The sequence below is a fragment of the bacterium genome (assembly GCA_019695305.1).
In the GTDB taxonomy this organism is placed as follows: Bacteria; UBA10199; UBA10199; order UBA10199; family JAIBAG01; genus JAIBAG01.
In genome coordinates this window covers 13,751-34,251 of the sequence record JAIBAG010000016.1, presented here as the reverse complement: position 1 = coordinate 34,251, position 20,501 = coordinate 13,751, and the positions used below count along the sequence as shown (strand labels likewise).

At 42.0% G+C, this 20,501-nt stretch carries 23 protein-coding genes; 3 read left to right on the top strand and 20 right to left on the bottom strand.

What is annotated here, in order from left to right; all coding sequences use genetic code 11:
- Positions 1–8 precede the first annotated feature (8 nt).
- From K1X76_08400 to K1X76_08390, 3 genes are read right to left on the bottom strand one after another with little or no spacing between them, the layout of a single operon-like run.
- The gene (locus K1X76_08400) at positions 9–326 is read right to left on the bottom strand and encodes a flagellar biosynthetic protein FliO (protein MBX7149094.1); all 318 of its coding nucleotides are present in this window, start codon (positions 324–326) and stop codon (positions 9–11) included.
- A gap of 23 nt (positions 327–349) precedes the next feature.
- Positions 350–811 carry a FliM/FliN family flagellar motor switch protein gene (locus K1X76_08395; protein ID MBX7149093.1) on the bottom strand — a complete coding sequence of 154 codons (462 nt, stop codon included), beginning with the start codon at positions 809–811 and terminating at the stop codon, positions 350–352.
- Positions 812–813: 2 nt separating this feature from the next.
- Positions 814–1,752 (bottom strand): hypothetical protein, encoded by a 939-nt coding sequence (locus K1X76_08390; protein ID MBX7149092.1) that lies wholly within the window; start codon positions 1,750–1,752, stop codon positions 814–816.
- A gap of 88 nt (positions 1,753–1,840) precedes the next feature.
- Between K1X76_08390 and K1X76_08385 the strand changes: the two genes are divergently transcribed.
- Together K1X76_08385 and K1X76_08380 are read left to right on the top strand one after the other, a co-directional pair.
- Positions 1,841–3,064: an MFS transporter gene (locus K1X76_08385; protein MBX7149091.1), complete on the top strand. Its 1,224-nt coding sequence runs from the start codon at positions 1,841–1,843 to the stop codon at positions 3,062–3,064.
- The gene (locus K1X76_08380) at positions 3,061–3,549 is read left to right on the top strand and encodes a hypothetical protein (protein MBX7149090.1); all 489 of its coding nucleotides are present in this window, start codon (positions 3,061–3,063) and stop codon (positions 3,547–3,549) included. The genes K1X76_08385 and K1X76_08380 overlap by 4 nt, the downstream gene beginning before the upstream one ends.
- Here the strand turns inward: K1X76_08380 and K1X76_08375 are convergent.
- The 15 genes from K1X76_08375 to K1X76_08305 form a co-directional block, all read right to left on the bottom strand.
- A complete protein-coding gene (locus tag K1X76_08375; GenBank protein ID MBX7149089.1) occupies positions 3,544–4,212 on the bottom strand; it encodes a phosphatase PAP2 family protein in 669 nt (222 codons plus the stop codon). The genes K1X76_08380 and K1X76_08375 overlap by 6 nt on opposite strands.
- A gap of 1 nt (position 4,213) precedes the next feature.
- Positions 4,214–5,092, bottom strand: coding sequence for a hypothetical protein (locus K1X76_08370; protein ID MBX7149088.1), 879 nt, complete (start codon positions 5,090–5,092; stop codon positions 4,214–4,216).
- A gap of 16 nt (positions 5,093–5,108) precedes the next feature.
- The gene (locus K1X76_08365) at positions 5,109–5,621 is read right to left on the bottom strand and encodes a hypothetical protein (GenBank protein MBX7149087.1); all 513 of its coding nucleotides are present in this window, start codon (positions 5,619–5,621) and stop codon (positions 5,109–5,111) included.
- A gap of 113 nt (positions 5,622–5,734) precedes the next feature.
- Complete coding sequence (gene fliI / locus K1X76_08360) at positions 5,735–7,069, bottom strand: flagellar protein export ATPase FliI (GenBank protein MBX7149086.1); 1,335 nt, start codon at positions 7,067–7,069, stop codon at positions 5,735–5,737.
- Positions 7,066–7,755: a hypothetical protein gene (locus K1X76_08355; protein MBX7149085.1), complete on the bottom strand. Its 690-nt coding sequence runs from the start codon at positions 7,753–7,755 to the stop codon at positions 7,066–7,068. The genes fliI and K1X76_08355 overlap by 4 nt, the downstream gene beginning before the upstream one ends.
- A 37-nt stretch (positions 7,756–7,792) precedes the next feature.
- Positions 7,793–8,725: a hypothetical protein gene (locus tag K1X76_08350; GenBank protein MBX7149084.1), complete on the bottom strand. Its 933-nt coding sequence runs from the start codon at positions 8,723–8,725 to the stop codon at positions 7,793–7,795.
- A gap of 59 nt (positions 8,726–8,784) precedes the next feature.
- The gene (locus K1X76_08345; protein MBX7149083.1) at positions 8,785–9,255 is read right to left on the bottom strand and encodes a hypothetical protein; all 471 of its coding nucleotides are present in this window, start codon (positions 9,253–9,255) and stop codon (positions 8,785–8,787) included.
- A gap of 6 nt (positions 9,256–9,261) precedes the next feature.
- The gene (locus K1X76_08340) at positions 9,262–10,092 is read right to left on the bottom strand and encodes a sigma-70 family RNA polymerase sigma factor (protein MBX7149082.1); all 831 of its coding nucleotides are present in this window, start codon (positions 10,090–10,092) and stop codon (positions 9,262–9,264) included.
- Positions 10,093–10,460: 368 nt separating this feature from the next.
- Positions 10,461–10,913, bottom strand: coding sequence for a hypothetical protein (locus tag K1X76_08335; GenBank protein ID MBX7149081.1), 453 nt, complete (start codon positions 10,911–10,913; stop codon positions 10,461–10,463).
- Positions 10,914–11,012: 99 nt separating this feature from the next.
- Positions 11,013–11,903 (bottom strand): hypothetical protein, encoded by an 891-nt coding sequence (locus K1X76_08330; protein ID MBX7149080.1) that lies wholly within the window; start codon positions 11,901–11,903, stop codon positions 11,013–11,015.
- Complete coding sequence (locus K1X76_08325; GenBank protein MBX7149079.1) at positions 11,900–12,334, bottom strand: tetratricopeptide repeat protein; 435 nt, start codon at positions 12,332–12,334, stop codon at positions 11,900–11,902. The genes K1X76_08330 and K1X76_08325 overlap by 4 nt, the downstream gene beginning before the upstream one ends.
- Before the next feature lie 126 nt (positions 12,335–12,460).
- Entirely contained in the window at positions 12,461–12,997 is a 537-nt protein-coding gene (locus K1X76_08320) for a hypothetical protein (GenBank protein ID MBX7149078.1), read from the bottom strand.
- Between the two features lie 160 nt (positions 12,998–13,157).
- Positions 13,158–13,457 (bottom strand): hypothetical protein, encoded by a 300-nt coding sequence (locus tag K1X76_08315; GenBank protein ID MBX7149077.1) that lies wholly within the window; start codon positions 13,455–13,457, stop codon positions 13,158–13,160.
- 7 nt (positions 13,458–13,464) lie between these two features.
- Positions 13,465–14,871 carry a pyruvate kinase gene (gene pyk, locus K1X76_08310; protein ID MBX7149076.1) on the bottom strand — a complete coding sequence of 469 codons (1,407 nt, stop codon included), beginning with the start codon at positions 14,869–14,871 and terminating at the stop codon, positions 13,465–13,467.
- 46 nt (positions 14,872–14,917) lie between these two features.
- Positions 14,918–17,242 (bottom strand): PEGA domain-containing protein, encoded by a 2,325-nt coding sequence (locus tag K1X76_08305; protein MBX7149075.1) that lies wholly within the window; start codon positions 17,240–17,242, stop codon positions 14,918–14,920.
- 71 nt (positions 17,243–17,313) lie between these two features.
- On the opposite strand from K1X76_08305, the gene K1X76_08300 reads away from it, so the two are divergent.
- Positions 17,314–18,393, top strand: a complete 1,080-nt coding sequence (locus K1X76_08300) for a hypothetical protein (GenBank protein MBX7149074.1) — start codon at positions 17,314–17,316, stop codon at positions 18,391–18,393.
- Positions 18,394–18,398: 5 nt separating this feature from the next.
- Here K1X76_08300 and K1X76_08295 read toward each other — a convergent pair whose 3' ends face one another.
- Positions 18,399–19,439, bottom strand: a complete 1,041-nt coding sequence (locus K1X76_08295; protein ID MBX7149073.1) for an ABC transporter ATP-binding protein — start codon at positions 19,437–19,439, stop codon at positions 18,399–18,401.
- Positions 19,440–19,681: 242 nt separating this feature from the next.
- Positions 19,682–20,497 carry a sulfate ABC transporter permease subunit CysW gene (gene cysW, locus K1X76_08290; GenBank protein MBX7149072.1) on the bottom strand — a complete coding sequence of 272 codons (816 nt, stop codon included), beginning with the start codon at positions 20,495–20,497 and terminating at the stop codon, positions 19,682–19,684.
- Between the last annotated feature and the right edge of the window lie 4 nt (positions 20,498–20,501).

Genomic DNA, 20,501 nt, shown 5'->3' with positions numbered 1-20,501 from the left:
CATCCCCCTTACTTGAGGTCGTCGTCGTTTAAATCAAAAATTTTAGTAACATTGTGATCGGTAGCAGCAATAAGCGCTTTCTTTTTTCCTACTTCAATCACATACAAAGCCTTGCGGGCTTCTAAACCCGTGCGCGATAAAATTTTAACCGGCACATTTTGCTTAATGTTTTGGGCAAAGTTAAGTTTGGGAAGCAAAAAACGAATAAACACAAAGGCCAATGCCAAAATAAAAGCCAAAGCCAAGAGTGTTTTAACAAGTAGCCACCCAAACGACATTTCGGTTGTAGCGGCAGCAGAATCAATTTGTGCTAAAAAATATATCATGGAGTAAAAAATATCACCGACAATTATTTAATAATTTGTTTAATCTGCAATCCCATTTTACCGTCTATTAACACCAAATCACCGCGAGCTACTAATTTACCATTAGCAACAAGATCAATTTGTTCTTGAGGTAATTTTTTTAGTTCAAAAAGCTCGCCCTGTTTAAGAGATAAAATTTCTTTTAAGGTAATTGTTTTTTTACCCAATACTGCCACTACCTGTACGGGCATATCCAAAGCCACTTGTTCGTTATCGGCAGGGCTTACTTGAGATGCAGGAGGCGCACTTGGCTTGGGACGTTCTACAATTTGTGTTTTACCCGTTACCGGATCAGCTGTTTTAGGCTGACTGGCAGGAGGAGTTATGGGAGCACGTTGTTGTGTAACCGGTGGCTTGGGAGCCGCAGCTTTAGCAGGTGCCGCTTTCCCAGGCTCTAAACCCAGCTCTGCCATTAATTCTTCATCAAAAGGATCTTTATTTGCCACGCTCACTCCTCTTTAGATAACATCGAACCCAATTTTACCTGATAATCGGACGTATGATCTGCTTCAACAAAAGCCTCAAAACCGGCTCCACGTCCATCACCAAAACGCAGTTTAATAGTTCCTTTTACTTTTCCATCCATCAAACTTGCATCAGTTTCATCAAATAAAACAACATCACCACGGTCTAAAATGTTTAAATCTTGAGGGTGTAACAAAACATGCCCCAACTCACCCCACAACACCGTTCTTAAATTATCAAAATCTTTTAGACGTTGCGTTTGATAGCGCATATTTTCGTTAGCTGCAAAAATATCGCTACGTCCTTTCATTTCAAACAAAAGCGACAACGGAATATGAACAGCAATAATTCCCGACACGTTGTTTACAGCAGCCAAAAATCGCAGAACATAAAAACGTTCGGTAGACACATAAAGTACTTCCGACTTAAAACGCCGCGTTTCAAGCGATTCTAAAATAAAACGATGTGAAGGACTAGCCGTAACACCATTGAGCGCTTTTAACACCTTGGCTGCCACAAATTCGAGAACGCCCTCTTCTAATGCAGTCAACTCGCCCGGAACCTCAGGAACTTCACCGCCACCACCCAGTGCTTTGTCGATAATAGCTGTTGTTAAGTCTAAATCGGAGGTGATGATAAGCTTTTTGGTATAGGGAGTCAAGGAAACGGCAGCCACAACACACTTGCCAGCAATTTTTGCGTTTAAATTATCGAGTGCAATTTCTTCCATATTTTCAAAATTAATTGAAAATGCATCACCAAAATATTTTTTAAGAGAACGCCCCAGCTGATCTAGGAGGGCAGAATCGGCAAACGACACTGGAAAATATTTGGCCATAAACGAAACCACTTCGCATTCTGCACGCGTGAATCGGGGTAATTTATCAAATGGAAATGTTTCAACTTGGGCCTTGAGCGCCATGGGTTGAGAGTGTATATCAGGAACTGTGAGTTCTCAAGAAAAATAGGCTTAAAAGGCCCTTATTACCCCTGTTACAACAACTGCCTTTATGGAAAGAAATGAATCCCCCTTTATAGCCTTTAGCCATCCCGATTTTCGCTATTACTCGGCAGCACGTTTTTTGGCTTTAGCTTCACACCAAATGCTGGCTGTTGCCATGGCGCAATATCTTTACCAAGTCACCAAAAACCCTCTCCACTTAGGTTGGCTTGGACTTTCTCTCTTTTTACCTAAATTTATTTTTACGGTTCCTGCAGGCCACTTGGCCGACATTTATGACCGTAGATTGCTCATTTTACTCTCTCGCCTGGCTCAGTTTTTTGTGATGGTGTTGATGACCGCTTTATATTTTACCGGCAAACTCCCCATCATGCTAGTATACCCTCTTCTCTTTATATTGGGAGCGGCATATGCTTTTGATGGGCCTGCTAGTTTTTCATTTTTACCCGATATGATTCCCAAAAATCATTTTGGAAATGCTGTTGCCTGGAATTCTTCTAACATGCAGCTTGCGTTTATTGCAGGCCCTGCTTTAGCAGGCTTTATTTACGCTTTTTCCTCCAGTCCACGTGAAGTTCTCATTATTGTGACTGCTATGCGCTTTCTCTCGTATTTACTCATAAACCCTATTGCCAAACGCCCAACCCCGCTACGCAAAGAAGTGCATAGCTGGCATGAATTACTTGCCGGCGTGAGATTTGTATTTCATAAAAAAATTATCTTGGGGACTATCTCTTTAGATCTTTTTGCCGTTCTTTTTGGAGGAGCCGTAGCGTTATTACCCGTATATGCGAACGATATTTTACATGTCGGAGCCAAAGGCTTAGGAATTTTACGCGCTTCTCCGTCTGTGGGCGCGGCTCTCATGGCTATCTATTTAGCTCATTATCCCATCAAAAATAAAACCGGCCTTACCATGCTAAAGGCTGTATTTATTTTTGGGGTCTTTACAGTTGTGTTTGGTTTATCCAAAAATTTCTTCCTGTCGCTTTCAGCTCTTTTTATTTTAGGAGCAGCCGATATGATTAGTGTAGTTATCCGCGGAATTATGGTGCAAATGGAAACTCCAGAAGAAATGCGCGGACGCGTGAGCGCTGTTAATTTGGTGTTTATTGGTGCCTCTAACGAATTGGGTGAGTTTGAATCGGGAGCCGTTGCTAGTCTTATAGGTACTGTTCCTACGGTGGTTCTGGGAGGATTTGCCACCATGGGCATTGTTTGGGCCTGGTCTCGTTTTTTCCCAGAACTTAAAACTTACGAAAGAATACAATGACTTGTTCTTCCTGTTTAAAATCTAATTTAAAACAAAGCTACACCTGTAGCTTGTGCCACCATATATTATGCAAAAACTGCACGCAGTTTTTAGACAATACTTCTTTTTCCTTTTTAGAAATTATTCCCGACAATTTAAAACACAGCACTTATTGCGGATCTTGTTACGATAGCACAGTGGCACCGGCTCAAGAAACTTATAATATTACTCTTAAAAAGGCAGAAAATCTTTTTCTATTTGATAAAGGTGATAAACAAGTACCCCTCATCAAACGCTCTAACGGTAAAATTACTATTGAAAATTGCGAAGACAAACAAAACGCGGTTTTAAAACTAGCTTTTTTAGCAGCACAAAAAAAATTTAATGCTGTTGTAGATATAGAACGCTTTACCAAAAAATTAAACAAAAGCGGCTATCAAACCACTCTCTATGGCATCACAGGCTATCCCGCCATGATTGATGAATCAAGGCTTCCCCATTCATAGTGTTCTTTTTTTAAAAAAGAGAAGAGTAAGAAACAAAGTCCAGGAAATTCCCAAAAAAACCCCGCTTAATACATCGCTTAAATAATGAACTCCCAAATAAAGACGCGAAAAAGAAACTAAACCCATTAAAATAAAAGCCATAACAAATAAAACAACACGCGAGCTTGTATTTTGAACATGTCGAGAGGCAAGAAGCGCAAGCGCTAAAAAAAGAGCGGTTGTGGTTAGCGCATGGCCGCTGGGATAAGAAAAATTAACTACTTCTACCAAGTGAGGCACCGAGGGCCGTTCTCGACCTACCATTAATTTTAAAAAACGTGATAACAAACCCGCTCCACTCACAGCGACAACCAAAAACAGGGCTTCCGTTTCACGTTTTACAAGCCACAAAAAAATAAAAGAAACCGTACAAAGTACAACTTCAATGGTAACAGAGCCCAAAGCCGTGATATCAACCATAGGTCCATTCCATGAATCACGTCTTAATGAAACCAAATAATTGATAAACACTTCGTCCCAGTCTCTAAGCCAGGTACCGTTTTTAAGTTGCCAGGTAATAATAATAAAAAAACCAAGTGCTAAAAAAACAAGAGATAAAAGTGAAAAAAAACGCAAGGTAGCGGGGGTGAAGTTTTTAAAAGATGAGAGTAAAGGAAAACGCATGTTACATGATTTCAAATTTACCGAGCTTAATTCCCTTTTCTTGGAGTTTAAAAAATATTTTGGCCTTATTTAAAATAAAAAGTCCTTTTACCGTTAAATTAGGGCAAATAAAGGTTACATCTACACCGTCATCGCCTTGAGCAAATTTCATTTTTAGTCCATAAAACACATCATCCTTTAAAACAATTTCCACTTCCTTGTTACCATCACTATAGGTGGCAATTACTACTTGGTGTACAATTTCACTAATCTCCTCATCCTTTAAAAAATTACGTGTATTCTTTCCCGCCCCAAATTTAAATTCAGCCTTTTGAACCTTTTGTTTTTGACCAATCCAGGTTCCCTTTTCATCATTCGACATCAACTGTTCTTGGCCACCTTTGTTATTATCTTTATCTCCCGAAAATTCTTTCTGCTGCCCTCCGCCACCACTACCGCCACTACCAGAGCCCTGTGAAAAAGAAGAGCTCTCCTGGTCATCGCTTTGGCCATGGTGTGACGTATGTGACTCCACTCTTTTATGCGTTTCACCGTCAGCATTTTTCTTTTGCGAGGCTTGGCGAGCATCTTTTTTAGCGTCTTTTCTATTATCTTCCTTTTTATCAAGCTCATGCTGGTCTTGCTTGGCGTTTTCTTCTTTTTTACGTTGGGTTTCTAAAATTTTATTTAAAAGATTTTCCTGATTTTTTTGTACAAATTTTTCAGTTTGCTGCTTTTCAAAAATCTCACGGGATTTCGACTGGCTTTCAAGACGCGTTTTAAAATCACGACCAGCCCGCTCCAGCGATTTTCGTTCTTCGGCCGACTTATTTTCACTTTTTTTGCGGTCGGCCCGGCGGTCATCATCGCCGGAGTTATTATCTATTGAATCAATTGACATAAGTTTTAATTTTTACTTAACCAGCCGCACCCTCGCGACCTTTGGTTATTTGAAACAAAACATTGCCAAGCTCACCCATTTCTTTATTTTCTTTATCCGATAATTTCTTGGTTAATTTCTTGGTCCATAACTCTTTGTGTTTCTTCATAACATCTAGCTCTGTAGCCGCATCAATGTAATCACGTTTCGCTCTTTTTAATTTTTTATCCGCCTCTGCCACCACATCTTCCTGATCTTTAATTTCTCTGCTCACGCTTTCAATATCTTCATCTAATTTACGGATAAAATTAAAATGAAACTCACTTTGTCTAATTTTTAAACCGCCTTCCGAAACTTTAGAGCGTAAGTCCCTTTTTGTATTCTCTTTCTTTTCTTCAATCTCTGTCTTTTTTCCTTTAAGTAATTCCAGCTTTTCCTGTTCTTGCTTTAAAAGTTTAATAGCCTTAGCCAAGGCAATCTCTGCGGTTCGTCTGGCTCTCTCCTTCACTTTCAAAAGAGGCTCTAATCTGTATTTTTCTTTCTTCGGCATCGTAAAAAACATTTAAGAGTAACCCACCCCAACCCTCCCTTAGCCTAAGGGAGGGGGCTTTCTTTTCTCTCCCCCTTAAACTAAGGGGGAGCGGGAGGGGGTTACTCTTCCCCTCAAACAAAAATAGATTTCAAAAGATCAACCGCCTCCACTAAACCAATCTCATCATACATCCCCTGCTTCAAAAAATTATTAACCTCATCAATCTTCTCAATCGCATAATCCACCTGCGGGTTAGAACCCGCCTCGTACGCGCCAATTAAAATGAGATCACGTTCTTTTTCGTAATTCGCTACCACTTCTTTTAATTTCCGCGACGCATCCAAATGTTCTTGATCCACAATATTACTCATCACACGACTGATGGATTCCGAAACGTTAATAGCGGGATATTGACCGCGATTGGCTAAATCACGTGAGAGAATAATGTGCCCATCCAAAATAGAACGCACTTCATCGGCTACAGGTTCGTTCATATCGTCGCCTTCTACCAGCACAGTATAAAAAGCGGTGATAGATCCTTTATCGGAATTACCGGCTCGTTCGAGCAATTTTGGAAGAGTGGAAAAAACGGAAGGCGTAAAACCCTGACGCGCAGGGGGTTCCCCCACAGCCAAACCAATTTCACGAAGCGCGCGGGCAAAGCGCGTTACAGAATCCATCATTAATAAAACTTTTTTACCTTGGTCGCGATAATACTCGGCAATAGCCGTTGCCACATAGGCCGCTTTAGAACGCACCAGGGAAGGCTGATCGGATGTAGAGCACACCACAATAGAGCGCTTTAAGCCTTCCTCACCTAAATCTTGTTCCAAAAAATCTCGCAATTCTCGTCCCCGCTCCCCCACCAAACAAATCACGTTAATGTCGGCTTCTGTGTTGCGCGCAATCATACCCATTAGAACTGATTTACCCACACCGGCCGCCGCAAATAAACCCATTCTCTGACCTTCACCAGCTGTCAGCATAGAATCGATAGCTTTTACTCCTACCGAAATAGGCTTGAGCACACGTTTACGTGTGAGAGGATCAGGGGGGCTATTGTGTACAGGATAATACTCGCGGCATTTAAGAGGTCCTTTTTGGGCCGTATCGATGGGTTCGCCCAAACCGTCTAAAATACGTCCTAACAGTTCGTTACCCACAGGTACCATCAGACAATTACCGGTAGGAATAACATCGTTGCCAGGGCCAATACCTTCCAACTCACCCAGCGGCATCAGCAGCACGGTGTTGTCTTTAAATCCTACCACTTCGGCTTTAATAGGTTTATTTTTGTGACGTGATTCAATAAGACATAACTCTCCTACGCGCACATTGGGCACAATGGCTTTGACCACAAGTCCGGTAAGCTCTACCACTTTACCCTTCACACGATACGGATTTAAATTGGCAATACGGGTACGGTATTTTTTAAGATCAATGATGATGTCGTCGGGGCTTGTCATGCATTGGGTTCCAATCCTAAGGCTTGACGAATAATGGTGAGTTGCGTTTCAAGCTCGGCGTCAATGGTTCCAATTTCAGTTTCAATAAAACAACCTTTTGGTTTTACGCGTTCGTCGGCACGAATTTGTAAGGTACAGGTCGCATCAAGAGCCTGCAACAACTGCGGTTGATTAGCTTTTACAACTTGTAAATCGGCGGGATGCACCACCACTACAATTTTTTGGCCCAGTGAAGTTGACAGCGCTTGGCGGATTAAATCGACGATGGCACCTTCACGTTCGCTTAAATCTTTACCAATAATTTTTTCGGAAATGTCATAAACTAATTTAATGAGATCTGGCTCCAAATCTTGGAACATTTTTTCTTTATGTCGTTTGGCTTTTATTAAAAACTCACTTACTTCACGTGCTCCCGCCTTTTTACCTTCTTCATAGCCTTGTTCTTTTTTAATTTTTATTTCTTCTTCTACTTTGGCCAATAAATCGTTAGCTTGCCTTTTAATAATAGCGGCCTCTGCAACGGCTTTATCAATAATAGCATTAGCTTTCCCTACCGACTCCAAATCATCCTTGCGAATTACATTGCGCCCCGCCGATACAGAAGCTGCGGCCGTATCCATATGCACCTGATCGGTAATATCGAGTTTTTCGTTCACATCTTGGCGTTTTACTATTTTTCCGGTCATACCTATAGGATACCTTCTTTAAAGCCTCAAAACCATGCTAATTTTGGAGGCGTTTTAAGCTATCAACAATCTCACCCTGATAGCGCTTTACCCCCATATCTTGGTTGTGCGGCATGTTACGATCCAGATACTTTTTAAGCTGCTTTCCCACTTCACGCGGAAATTTATAAACAATCCTTTTTGCGTATTCGGCCTGGTGGGGCATAACGGCCTTGGAGTACACATATAAACCCAGTTCTAAAATAAGGTACTCCGAGCGCTTCATTTCGGAGGCCAGCAAATTATTTTGTGCCCGTTTCAAGCGATCCAATACTACATCGCCACGCTGGGCAATATGAATTTTAAGATTTTCGGAATCTTCTAAGGGAAGGCGCGACAATATGGCCTGGATAGCTTTTTCATTAAGAGTAGCAAAGGCCATGGCCATTTCCTTAAAACCAATATCTTTAAAAAGAAGCTCCAAGTCGTGAAACGAATGCACACATAAGGTTTCAAAACGGTCTAGACCGGCTGGCAATTCGCGCTCTATAAAAGAATCAAAATAGCTTTCAAATTTTCGTTTTAAAATATCAATAACCTCGGTGCGAATAGAAAAGGTTTGATCTAACGGCGGAAGGCTGGCCATCACACTTTCGGGTAAATGCTCTAATATATACCGAACCTGCTCACCGGAAAGATATCTTAGCACTGTCGCCACCAAACGTGGCGGTTCTTTCATGAGCAATTCCATAATCCAATCGGGATGAACTTCACCCAGTACCGATTTTTGGCTTAAAGCCTGTACTTTTTTAAGCTCTAAAGCCAAAGCCTTGGGATCACCATTTTTGGTACTTTGTTTTAAGAACGATAAACCTTCTTTAAGAGAATTTTGTTGATCAGGAGGAAAACAAGTAAAAAGAGCTTCGGTCCCCTCGGCGTCAAGCAGCATTGAAATTATGATGAATGATTTTTTTCGAAGACTAAGAGCCATAAGCGTCGCGTATCCCTCGTGAAACGTTTGCGGCTTGTTACAAAAGGCGCATCACGAGATTAACCAGCCTGAGTTTGTAGAATGGTTGTTATACCGCGAGTTAAACCGTCTGTAAATTTAGAAAAAGCTTCAGCCATTAAACCCGTATGGGCAGTAAACATTTGAAGCTTTAAGCAGTCTTGATAAGAAAGTTTAGTATTGGGAGCAGCAATAGTTTCAAGGGCCGAATCCATACCCAACAAGCCGTTGTTCATTTCTTTGAACATATTTTCCATCTGATCGGATGCCGAAAAGATTTTATTGGTATCCAGCTCTGGGTTGGTTGTTTCAATTTTAATATCATCAGCCGACACAATAGACATGTTTTGACCAACATCAATTTTGGCATCGTCTTTTAAACGATCGATAAAACGGGAGGTGATTTTGTCGTCTAGGGTGTTTTGAAACGATACACCTTCGCCCTGAGGCTTAATCGACTCTTGAACCTTTTTATTTAAGGCATCATTCAGTTTGGCAACAATAGGATCCATAATTTTTTACGCTCTTACTCCTAAATCAGCCGAAACATCGGCTTCATCAAACGTAAAATCTTCACCCAGCGTCATATCGCCACCAATGCCAGACAGCTTTTTCATCAGCAAATCCAGCGAGCGGGCGTGCAAACGCGAGGTCCACGACTTAGATAAGTTTAAACGTTCTCCAATTTCCTGCAAAGTCTTGTTTTGGAAATAATACATTTTTACAAGCTTACGTTCTTTCTCGGGCAAGCCTTCAATAGCATCCCGCATTTTTTCCTTAATTTTCTGGAACTCGGCCTTATGCTCAATATCGCGCTTAGCCGACTTATCTTCCACTTCATATTCTTCCATGTTATCAAGCGACATCACATACACAGAAGCCATCTGGCTTACTTTATCACTTAACATGTCCAAATCACTTTTAATGGAATCGGCCGAATCCATAATGCGTTCGGTAACACCTTTAAAATATTCATTGGCGGCTTGTTCCATTTTAAATTTGGTATAGATGGAACGAGGAATCCAGCCCGTTTTACGCAAACCGTCATAAATAGCGCCTTTAATACGGTAGTAGGCAAATGTTTTAAAATCTACATTGAAACGGTCATCAAAACGGCGGGCAGCTTCCAGTAAGCCCAAACGGGCATTACACAAAATATCATCGTAATCAGCATCCGATGAAAGCGAGCGCGCAATTTTATTAGCAATAGAAGACGCAAAAGGAATGTACTTTTCAATTAAGTCCTCAGCCGGCCCTTTAACAGCAGGTGCTTTTTGAGGAGCTGGTGCTACAGGCTGTTTTGCCTCTTTCGCCACTTTTTCCACCTTCTTTTGCTTTTGCATGACCATGTGAACCCCTTTTAAAAGTTACTTTATTACTTAGAGCATTTCACATGCCAAATAAGAGTATCTTTTAAAAGTTTTGAATAAAAAATAAAATTAAATTATTTCAATAACTTACCACAAAAAAGCTCAGTCCTTTTCTATCTTGTATCCCAATCAATGGGTTTATACCCCCCACTTTGTGAGACTGGAGTCCGATTTTGAGACTGGTATCGGACTCTTCTAAGAACATTAAAAAGAACGGATAAATACTTAACCAAGCGCTAATCTAAAACACTAGGCCTTAAAATGATTATTTCAGAATGGCAAGGTAAAACCAAGATAGAATCAGGATAAAATCAATTTTTTTGACGCATTATGTCAAAAAACATATTTTAAAAACCAGAGCGCATTTGAACTTCGGTTTCGTTACGGTTCATAATCACATCCGAAATATTAGCATCAAATGAACGGGGGGCAATAAAATCGGTAGTGATACTTCCCGCACTGGGAGGCGTAGACGCAAATAAACCGGGCATGGTGATATTTTGAGGCATGGGCTGGTTAGCCATGGCAATTTGATCTTTTTGATAAGACTGGGCCACTTTATCTTGCGAATAGCGCGATAAACCATAAATACCAGCAGCTAACGGTAAACCTACACCTGGCAAGGCTACCGCAGTAACAGCAGCGCCAATAGGGCCAGCCCACGACATAAACTTACCCACACCACGACCCAATTTTTGCCAAAAAGTAAGTTTGGGCGGTTCGGGATAAACGTATTTATCCGCACGCGAATAATCCATTCTTAAGTACGAAGGGCCTGTAATTTGTGGTGAAGAACTCATAAAAAAACCTCTCACTAGTATTATCGACAAAATGAGAGGCCAAAGTTGTGAAAAAACTCTTTTTTTATTAATAAAAAAATTATTAATAAAATCAATATCTTATGTATTTACCACATCCCTGTTAGCCACCGGCTCGGGCAAGGTATTCATAGGCTTTTCATTTTTTTGTCTTAAACGAGCCATTTGGAAAAGAACAGCAATGAGGCCTGCGGAAAGCAGGACAAACACAAACAAAAAGAAAACAGCAATAATTTTAAATTTTTTGGCCGAAGCTTCATCCATGGATAAGCCCCCCACCGAAGTCATATCGGCGCTTTGAACTACATCTTCATTTTCGGGAGATACTTTATCACCAGTTTCAATTTGAGCCGTTGTGTCAGTGGGTGTATCTTTCTTTTGCCCGGGCATACTGATGATAACAGCCACATCTCTTACATCCATGCCAGTTACCGCATTGGCCACAAATTGCTGCACCTTCGATTCGGTAATATTTTTGCCAAACTCCGCCGATACCTCTATCACCACTGAAGCTGTAGGCCTTTTAGGTGGCGCATTTTCGTCAGGGAAATCTTCTTTTTCGGGAACGTTTAATACTACATCGGCACTCACCACTCCCTGAATAGATTCAAGTGAGTTAATAATTTCACCTTTTAATGCCAGCAACTCGCGACACTTTTCGGTTTTAGGAGTAGGAATTAAACCCGCATCCTTACAAACCCCGGAAAGCCCCAGCTGGCGCTCCTTGGGAAGCTGGTTCATCATCAAAATTTCACGTGCACGCACTTCATCGCCAGAGGCAACCGTTACCACCCAACTTTTTTCCTGCTGTTTTTCTACCACTTGTTTTTGGGCGCTAATGCCATTTTTAGCCAGCACAAACAAAATAGCATTGGTATTTTTTTGATCGAGATCCTGCACTAAGGTAACCTGCTCGTTACAAGCAGCTATAAAAAGAAGAACAGCTAAGCAAGAGAGAAGACGTGTTGTCATTTGGCACCTTTTTTCATTTCTTTGGCTTGCTTGGTAAGCGCCACAGGGTCATAACCCGTTTTGATCAGTTCTAAAAGCGAGCGGGCAAAATCACCCGGCTTGCCACTGGGGTCTAGCTTGGAAGCCTCATTTAATGTTTCAATAGCTTCATCTTTTTTACCGTAAAACAAATAGGCTTCACCCAAATGCGATTTGGCAAAGGCACTTTTGGGATTAAGTTCCACAGCTTCTTTTAAGGTACGGATAGCCTGCAAATATTTTTTTTGAGCAAAATAAACGTTGGAAATAGCCACAAGTGGAATTTCGTTTTGAGGCGCTAATACTGAAATGCCTTCAAATACCTGGCGCGCTTCAGAAAGCTTGCCCATGGCCAGATAAATATAACCGGCTTCCATCATCAACACCAAATCATCACGCGGAACATCAATCATAATTCTCCCTCTTAAATCAGATACTTTTAGGAGTATGACACAAGTTTAATAAGCCCCAAAGCAAAAATCGCGGTCCCGCCTGGGGCGGGACCGCGATCTTGTGACTTCTGCTTTTAGAGGCTAATCTTAACCTCTCATATTTCTTACCATCGCCATTTTGGTTTGTTCGCTATTGGCGCTTACGGTAGAGGCAATTTGCCAGGTACGGTTTACATCGGCTACCTGGTTTTGAAGTACCAACATCTCCATGTTTTGTACTTGGCCTTGGTATAATTGATCACTCACTAAGCTCATGGTATCAGAAGTGCCCGTACTGCGTGAAACAGCACTAGATGACCCACCGTACGAAACACTGGCACCCACACCGCCCGAGTTAAAGCCTACCGAAGCCGAAGGATAACCCGTATAACCCATACCGCCGGTAGACATCCCGGGGTAACCGGCATAACCACCGCCGTAGCCACCGGCCGAAGCCGTGATGGCAGCCGACACTACATCATGACCCGTATAAGCAGCCGTTTGAGCGGCTGTAGGACCGGCGTAGTACATCAGCTGGTTCATGGTATCGTAAAAATTGGTTCCCGAAACCGCACGTTGCTGGGCCGTAGTTGTAGCACCCGTCATATCTACATAGTTGGTTTCAATCGGTTGAGTATTTGCCATAATAACTCCTTTAGAGCCTGTTAGTCGGCCTGAACAAAGTTCAGGGCGGCTTTATCAGGGTCTTATCCCCGAAGCATTAGCGCAGGGGATTAATTTCAGAGGAACTGTTTCCTCTCAGGATAATTATCGGAAAGAGCTCCCCCTTAAGTTGTTTTTTTACTCATTTTTTTTGAGGACTTTTTTTATCAGGGCTATCCTTTTGATTTTTAAGAAGTTCTTGCTTAACTTTCAGCAGTTCTTTGATAAGATCGGTGGTTAAATCGTAGGCTTTTAGGGCTTGTCTGATTTGCCCCTGCTTTTTTAACCCCCCCGACTTATCCTTTAAAAAACGCTCCAACATTTCATAAGTGGTAGTAAACGACCGGTTAACCGGCTCAAAGGCTTCGGTTTCAATAAGCTTTTCAATAGCAGGATAACGCATGGCCGGAATTTGGGGTGATTGTTGATTTTGATTTTTCATAATATTTTTAACACTCCATCACTTTTAAATTAAGATTATCGGTTTTATAATCGCGGTACACAAAAATAAGTTTCTCGCCTTTTTTAACCACTTTCTTTTTACGCAAAATGGCAAGCCCGCCATCAATACGTTTTTCAAGATGGCTATGAAATACCTCTAACGGATACACGCCCCAAAATAAAGTAAGCTTGCGATGGCTGGCCGGATTGGGAGCAATAGAATAAACGGGCTGCTTGGGATGCATTTTAGATAATATTTTGGTGATATGCCCGTTTTTTACCAGCACAACTATAGCCTTGGCTTTAATATCCGACGCCATGGTCATCACATTAAATACAAAGGCATCCCAATATTGAGAAACACCAAAATCACTGGCGCGTTTAAAAAAACTCTTAAGCTCCATGTGTGTTTCTACCTCGGAAACAATTTTAGAAATCATTTGGGTAGCTTTAATAGGATATTTACCACTGGAGGTTTCGCCGGTTAGCATCACCGCATCGGCACCGGCATAAATAGAACTTGCTACATCACTCACCTCGGCACGTGTAGGACGTGGATTGTAGCGCATGCTATCCAGCATTTGTGTTGCCACAATAACAGGCTTTTGCAGCAAACGGCACTGTTCAATAATTTGCTTTTGCACTACCGGCACACGCTCGGGCGACAACTCAATTCCCAAATCTCCTCTGGCCACCAAAATACCATCGCTTTCTTTAATAATACCGTCCAAATTATCTACAGCTTCGGGCTTTTCAATTTTAGCAATTACAAGAGGTACATGTTCGCTTGAATGTTGCGCTATAAATTTGCGCACGTCTTTTATATCTTTTACCGTACGCACAAACGACACAGCAATAAAATCGAGTTTTTGCGCTAAGGCCCATTTCAAATCTTCTTTGTCTTTACTGTTAAGAATAGGATTATGCGCTTTAAAGTTGGGGATATTAATGCCTTTGCGGCTTTCCAAAATTCCACCGTGAATAATTTTAACCCACACATCGGCCTTATTTTTTTTAACTACAACCGTTTGAATAAGACCATCATCCATATACAGCATATCACCCGGAACTACAGCCTGCGCAATGCGCTTGTAATCTACAGGAATTACTTTTTTAACCTGATCTTGTTTTTCGCTTGGTGATAATTTCCATACTTCGTCACGGTGTAAATCGAGATGCTGCGCAAGTTTAGCCACACGCAGTTTAGGCCCTTGCAAATCGGCCATAATACCAATGGGGATGTTCATTTTTTTTTCAACGCCACGAATAATAGCCAGTTGTTTTTGCCTGTCGGCAATAGCACCATGTGAACAGTTAATGCGAATTAATGACATGCCCGCCTCTACCAGCGCCTGCATTTTATCAGGGGAGTCAACACTAGGACCAGAGGTACAAATAATTTTTGTGCGAATCATCGCAATATTATGAAGGTTTTTTGAAACTTCGTAAAGGAAGAATCCCTTACAAACTATCGGGTTTAAGTTTTACCACTACCGGCACAAACTCACTCACCTTGAGGTTTTTTTGTACCTGGGCACTTTGAAAACCGGGTTTAGAGAGCTCAATACGGTAATTACCAAAACCCAGGTCAAATAAGAGAACAGGGCTTTTTTGACCCATATCGCGTCCGTTTACCATCACAGTAGCGCCTTTGGGTTCGGTAGTGATATACATCACCGATTTAAGAGGAGAGAGTTGTTTAAAAAGGCTAGCTGCCTCATTTAAAAGTGGATCTTGGGGCGTTAAATTTAAAAATATTTCGGAAAGTAAACGTAAACTTCCTTGTTTATCCCCTCTAATATTAAGAATACGGGCTTTTCCCAAAAGAGCCCGGTAACGGTAAGGGGTTTCGGCAGCCATTTCTTCATAAAAACTAAAAGCCCTATCGTAATCCCCCATTAAATAATACGAGTCGCCTAGTAAAATGCGGATATCCGCTTTTTCTTTATCACTGCCTCCAATTTTTAAAGCCTCAATTAAATTATTGATAGCATCCTGATATTGTCCATTTTGTTTTTCTTCCTTGGCCTTGGCAATCATTTGGCCTACCTTGGAAGTCTTCATCACAATTTTAGCTTCATACGGACTATTCACACGCATATCCAGCGTGCTGTCGTTATCAAAATAGCCATCAAGCGTTAATTTTAAATCGTGGCGCCCTAAGGGCAATTCTCCTGCATAGGGCGTTTTCCCAACTTGTTTCCCATCTAAAAATACCTGAGCACCACTCGGTTCTGATGTAATACGTGCCGGAAAAAACTGGATATCGCGTTCCTTCACCGATAACTCCACCGTACGGTTATCGGCATTAATATCTATTTCTCTGTGATAGCGCACTTCACTTACATATGTATCGGTGTCACCTACTTTAACGCGTTCTTTTAGTTCAATCACATAATGTCCAAACGGAACATAAACAGGTTTACCATAAATAATGTTGGTGAGTTTTACCGGATGCGCTTTTTCTTTGTCGTAGGCGTAATATCCTTCCATGTAAAAATCTACATCACGCGGCAAGAGCATCACTTTCATCAAACCAATATCGGGCGATACATTTAATGTAATCACTTCTTTTGACGCATCGGGAGTAAAAGAAGCACGATATTGATACTGATCGTTTAAGTCTGGCAAATCAAAATTAGCAACCACACTGTAAGACACACCGGGTTTTAATTGAAGCGGCGCCTTTACGGGCGATTGTCCTAAATCTTGATCGTTAAAATAAACGCGCGCAGGCATGGGTTGCGTTTGTAAATCTAAAATAAAATTCATGGTACGCTCATCGGCGCTACTGGGAGGTAATACTTGCGGCTGAGAATTAACTACAGGAACGTTTTCAATAGTATTTGCTGGCGGCGTTACAACATCGGGTGGCGTTTGGATAGTGGGCGCAGGAGCATTAGCTTCTTGAGCAGCAGGCTGTGTTTCTTCAGGCGCCTTTAGCTCTTCGGGTTTCACAGCCTCCGGCACTTCTAGATGTTTTTCTACATCCTCCGTATTGATGGCAGTCACCTCTGGAGGAGTCTCAAGCGCTTCTACATTTTCTTTCTTTTTCTGTGAAAATCCATGTGATAAAAAATAAACCAACCCGGTAAGCGCACAAATAACACTGATAATAATAAAAACATTGCGAATGCCCTTGCCGTAACTTTCTTCTTCTAAACTAACGGCATCTTCACTGGCTACAACGCCTTCTTCAATCGGTAATGAATTTAAAATTTCTTCGGCTTCTTTAGCTTCGGTAGCAGCCTCAGTTTGGGGCGGTAAAACCTCTTCCTCTTTTTTTACGCTTTCTGGTGCCACCTCTGGCACGGGAGCAATAGGTTTAGGTTCTTCAGGCACTTTATCGGAAATGGTAATATCGTCAAAAGCGCTTGGGTTCTCTTTCTTTTTGGGCAATGGAATATCTGAATAAACGGTAGATTTGGCAGCTTCTTCGCTAGTGGGTTTGCGCTCATTAAAACGCAAAATATACAAGCCCACTTTAATTTGATCGAGATGTTTTAAAGGAGTTTCGCTGTTAGGTTTAATGCGGTTACCATTGAGCGCAACTCCATTGCGACTTTCCATATCGGTCACAAAAAAATTGCCGTCTTTACTGGTAATGCGAGCATGAACCCGGGAAACAGACGTATCTTCTAAAAGGATGGATGCCGAACGGCGTGAACGGCCAATAACTTGTTCTTTTCCAGTGAGGGCAATAAACAAGCCCTCATCCGGGCCGGATAAAATGGTCAAGGAAGGATAGGCTTCTTCTCCCTTATTAATAGCTTCCGTAGCATCCATAGATAATCGACAAAAAAGTAACTTTCCATTTACGAAAACCGACCCAAGGGGTAAGATAGCCGAACAGTCTTATGAATCAAGCTTTTCCTGTTAAAATAGTCTTTTTTTTACTGCTTTTAGGGCCTATTAGGGCCGTTTTAGCCCAAACCCCCTGTACCACGCCACCCAATACCCAGGCCATGGATAGGGTTTTTTACGACAATTTGATCAATCGGACCAAATCGGAAAAAATCAGAATTGCCGTATTTCCCTTTCAGGACGGGGGGTTTATAGGAGATGACCCTACACTGGCCTCCATGTTTCCCCTCTCGCTCTACGAATTTTTAACCGATTACAAGGAAACGGGCGTATATCATCCCTTTTTAACCGTAGGCGATAAAACACTTACCAATAACGATTTATTTGACGATGATAAAATGCTGGAGGCCGCCAAAAAACTGGGGGCCACGCATGTGGTATACGGGATGTTTCAAAAACAGCCTCAAAACACGATGCGCTTTTTTATTAAAATTAAAGACGTTGAAAAAAATCAAAGCTTAACGCCTCCGTTAGAATATGCCGGCGATATAGGAGATCGTTATTTTTCTATTATTGCCGATGCCGCAAGCGACATTGCCCGTTTGGTATTTAAAGAAAAAACACGCCCCAAGGGTTTTGATTTTTTCCTTACACAACATGTCAGCTTTGAAGCCTTCCGATTTTTTGCCAAGGGCATGGAAGCCAGCAGCCACTATAACGACACCAGTTTAGAAATTGCCAAAGTATGGTTTGAAAAAGCAACCAGTCTCTCGTACCAATTTACTCGTGGTTTTGAAGAACGCGCCCGTACCCTGTTAATGCAGGCCCTCATCATCAAAGTATCGGGCAAAAATTTTGCCCAACTATATGGCGAAGGCGTCACGCTTATTCCCAATACCGGTAAAAATGTAAAAGCCTCGTATCATTTGTCTCCCAAGCGTTGGACCGAATCGGGTGAAGCCTATGTATCGGGATTAACCATGATGCAATCAAACGCCCCTGCCGAAGCCAAAACCTCGTTTACCAAAGCCGCCACCCTAGTACCCGAAGATGCCATGGCCTGGTACAATTTATCTAAAGTGGGCGACGGCAACGCTCTTGCCAAAGCTCGCGAGTTGAGTTCCTGTTTTTAAATTATTTAATTAGGACTTTTATAAACATGTGCCGAGGTCACCATCACATGCACGGTTTTTCCGGCTTCAAATTTGGAAAGACTGGCCACCCCCATAGGAATGGTAGCCGTTAGCATTTGCCCCTGGCCCATATCAATAGTAAGCGCTTCAAACATCCCCATAAATTGAACCGATTGAATTATCCCAGGCCAACCACCGTCTTCACGTTTGGTGGTTACATACACATCGTTGGGCCTAAACAAAACAACCGCTTTCGATTTTTCGGGCAAATGAATGGCTTTAAAATGAAACGGTCCCCATCGCACCGTACCCTCGTCTACAACACCTTCAATACGGTTGGTTTCGCCCACAAAGCTGGCCACAAATTCGGTAGCCGGCGTATTAAATACCGCAGGAGGTGGCGCTTCTTGTTCAATACGTCCTTTATTAACAACAAGAATACGATCGGATAATTCAAAAGCTTCTTCCTGATCGTGGGTAACTAAAACGGATGTAAGACCAATACGATCGTGCAATTGTTTAAGCCACGCGCGCAATTCTTTACGCAAACGTGTATCCAACGCACCAAAGGGTTCATCAAGTAAAAGAAGAGAAGGTTCTGGCGCCAGTGCACGTGCCAAAGCCACACGCTGACGCTGCCCGCCAGACAACTGATTGGGCATGCGGTTTTCGTACCCTTTAAGACCAACCAATTCTAAAAGTTCAAACGCTTTTAATTTACGATTAGCCTTAGACATGCCGCGCACCTTTAAACCAAAAGCCACGTTTTCCCACAGGCGCATATGACGAAAAAGAGCATAATGCTGAAACACAAAACCCACTTTACGTTCTTGCACCGATAAATGAGTTACATCCTGCCCGCCCAATTCAATGGTTCCGGTATCGGCTTCTTCAAGACCTGCAATACAACGCAAAATGGTAGATTTGCCAGAGCCCGACGGCCCAAGCAATGTTACAAACTCACCATCATTAACCTGAAACGACACATCATCCACCGCATGATGACCATCAAAGGATTTGGATAATTTTTTTAAAACAATACTCATAATTACTCCTCAATAAAACTCTTCAACATATCTCAAAAAAATAGCGCTTTATCACCCACATAAAACAGATGTTCTTTTCAGGATCTTTAAAATTTTTTTCTAAAAAACATGTGGCCCACTCTAAAGGCCTCACCCTTCCACCCAAAAGACTCTTTCAACCTGCAATGGTGAGGCCGTTATTTTATGGAGGCCTTCAGGTTTTTTAGAAAAAAATTTTAAAGATCCTGAAAAGAACCACCCACTCACTCACTCTTCTTCCGCTCCAAAAAAGTTTGCGCAATCAATGTTACAATCGCTAAAAGCGCCAAAATAGACGCCACAGCAAACGCCGCGGTAAAATTATATTCGTTATACAAAATTTCTACATGCAGCGGGATGGTGTTGGTTAATCCCCTAATATGACCCGATACTACAGACACAGCTCCAAATTCTCCCATAGCACGCGCATTTAAAAGAATAACTCCGTACAAGAGCCCCCACTTAATATTGGGAAAGGTCACTTGCCAAAACGTTTGCCATCCGTTGGCCCCCAAGGTTAACGCGGCCTCTTCTTCATCGGTACCTTGCGATTGCATGAGCGGAATGAGTTCACGAGCCACAAACGGAAAGGTGATAAAAATGGTGGAAAGCACAATCCCGGGAATGGCAAAAATAATTTTAATATCGTGATCAAGTAAAAACGGACCAAACCAGCCCATGCGACCAAACAACAACACAAAAATAAGTCCGGCTATCACAGGAGATACGCTAAAAGGTAAATCAATAAGCGTGGTAAGAATTTTTTTACCACGAAACTCAAACTTGGCAATAGCCCACGCCGCCATCACACCAAACACAACGTTGACAGGAATTGTGATGGCCGCCACCGTAAGAGTTAGTTTAATGGCCGAAAGTGCCGTAGGATCAATAATAGAATCACGATACACAGCCCAGCCTTTAGAAAGCGCGTAACTAAACACAGCTCCCAACGGCAGCAACAAAAAGAAAGTGGCTACGGCAAATGCAAGGCCAATGAGCACACGGCGCACAACAGGTTTTTCGGTAACAGCAGAATGCATATGC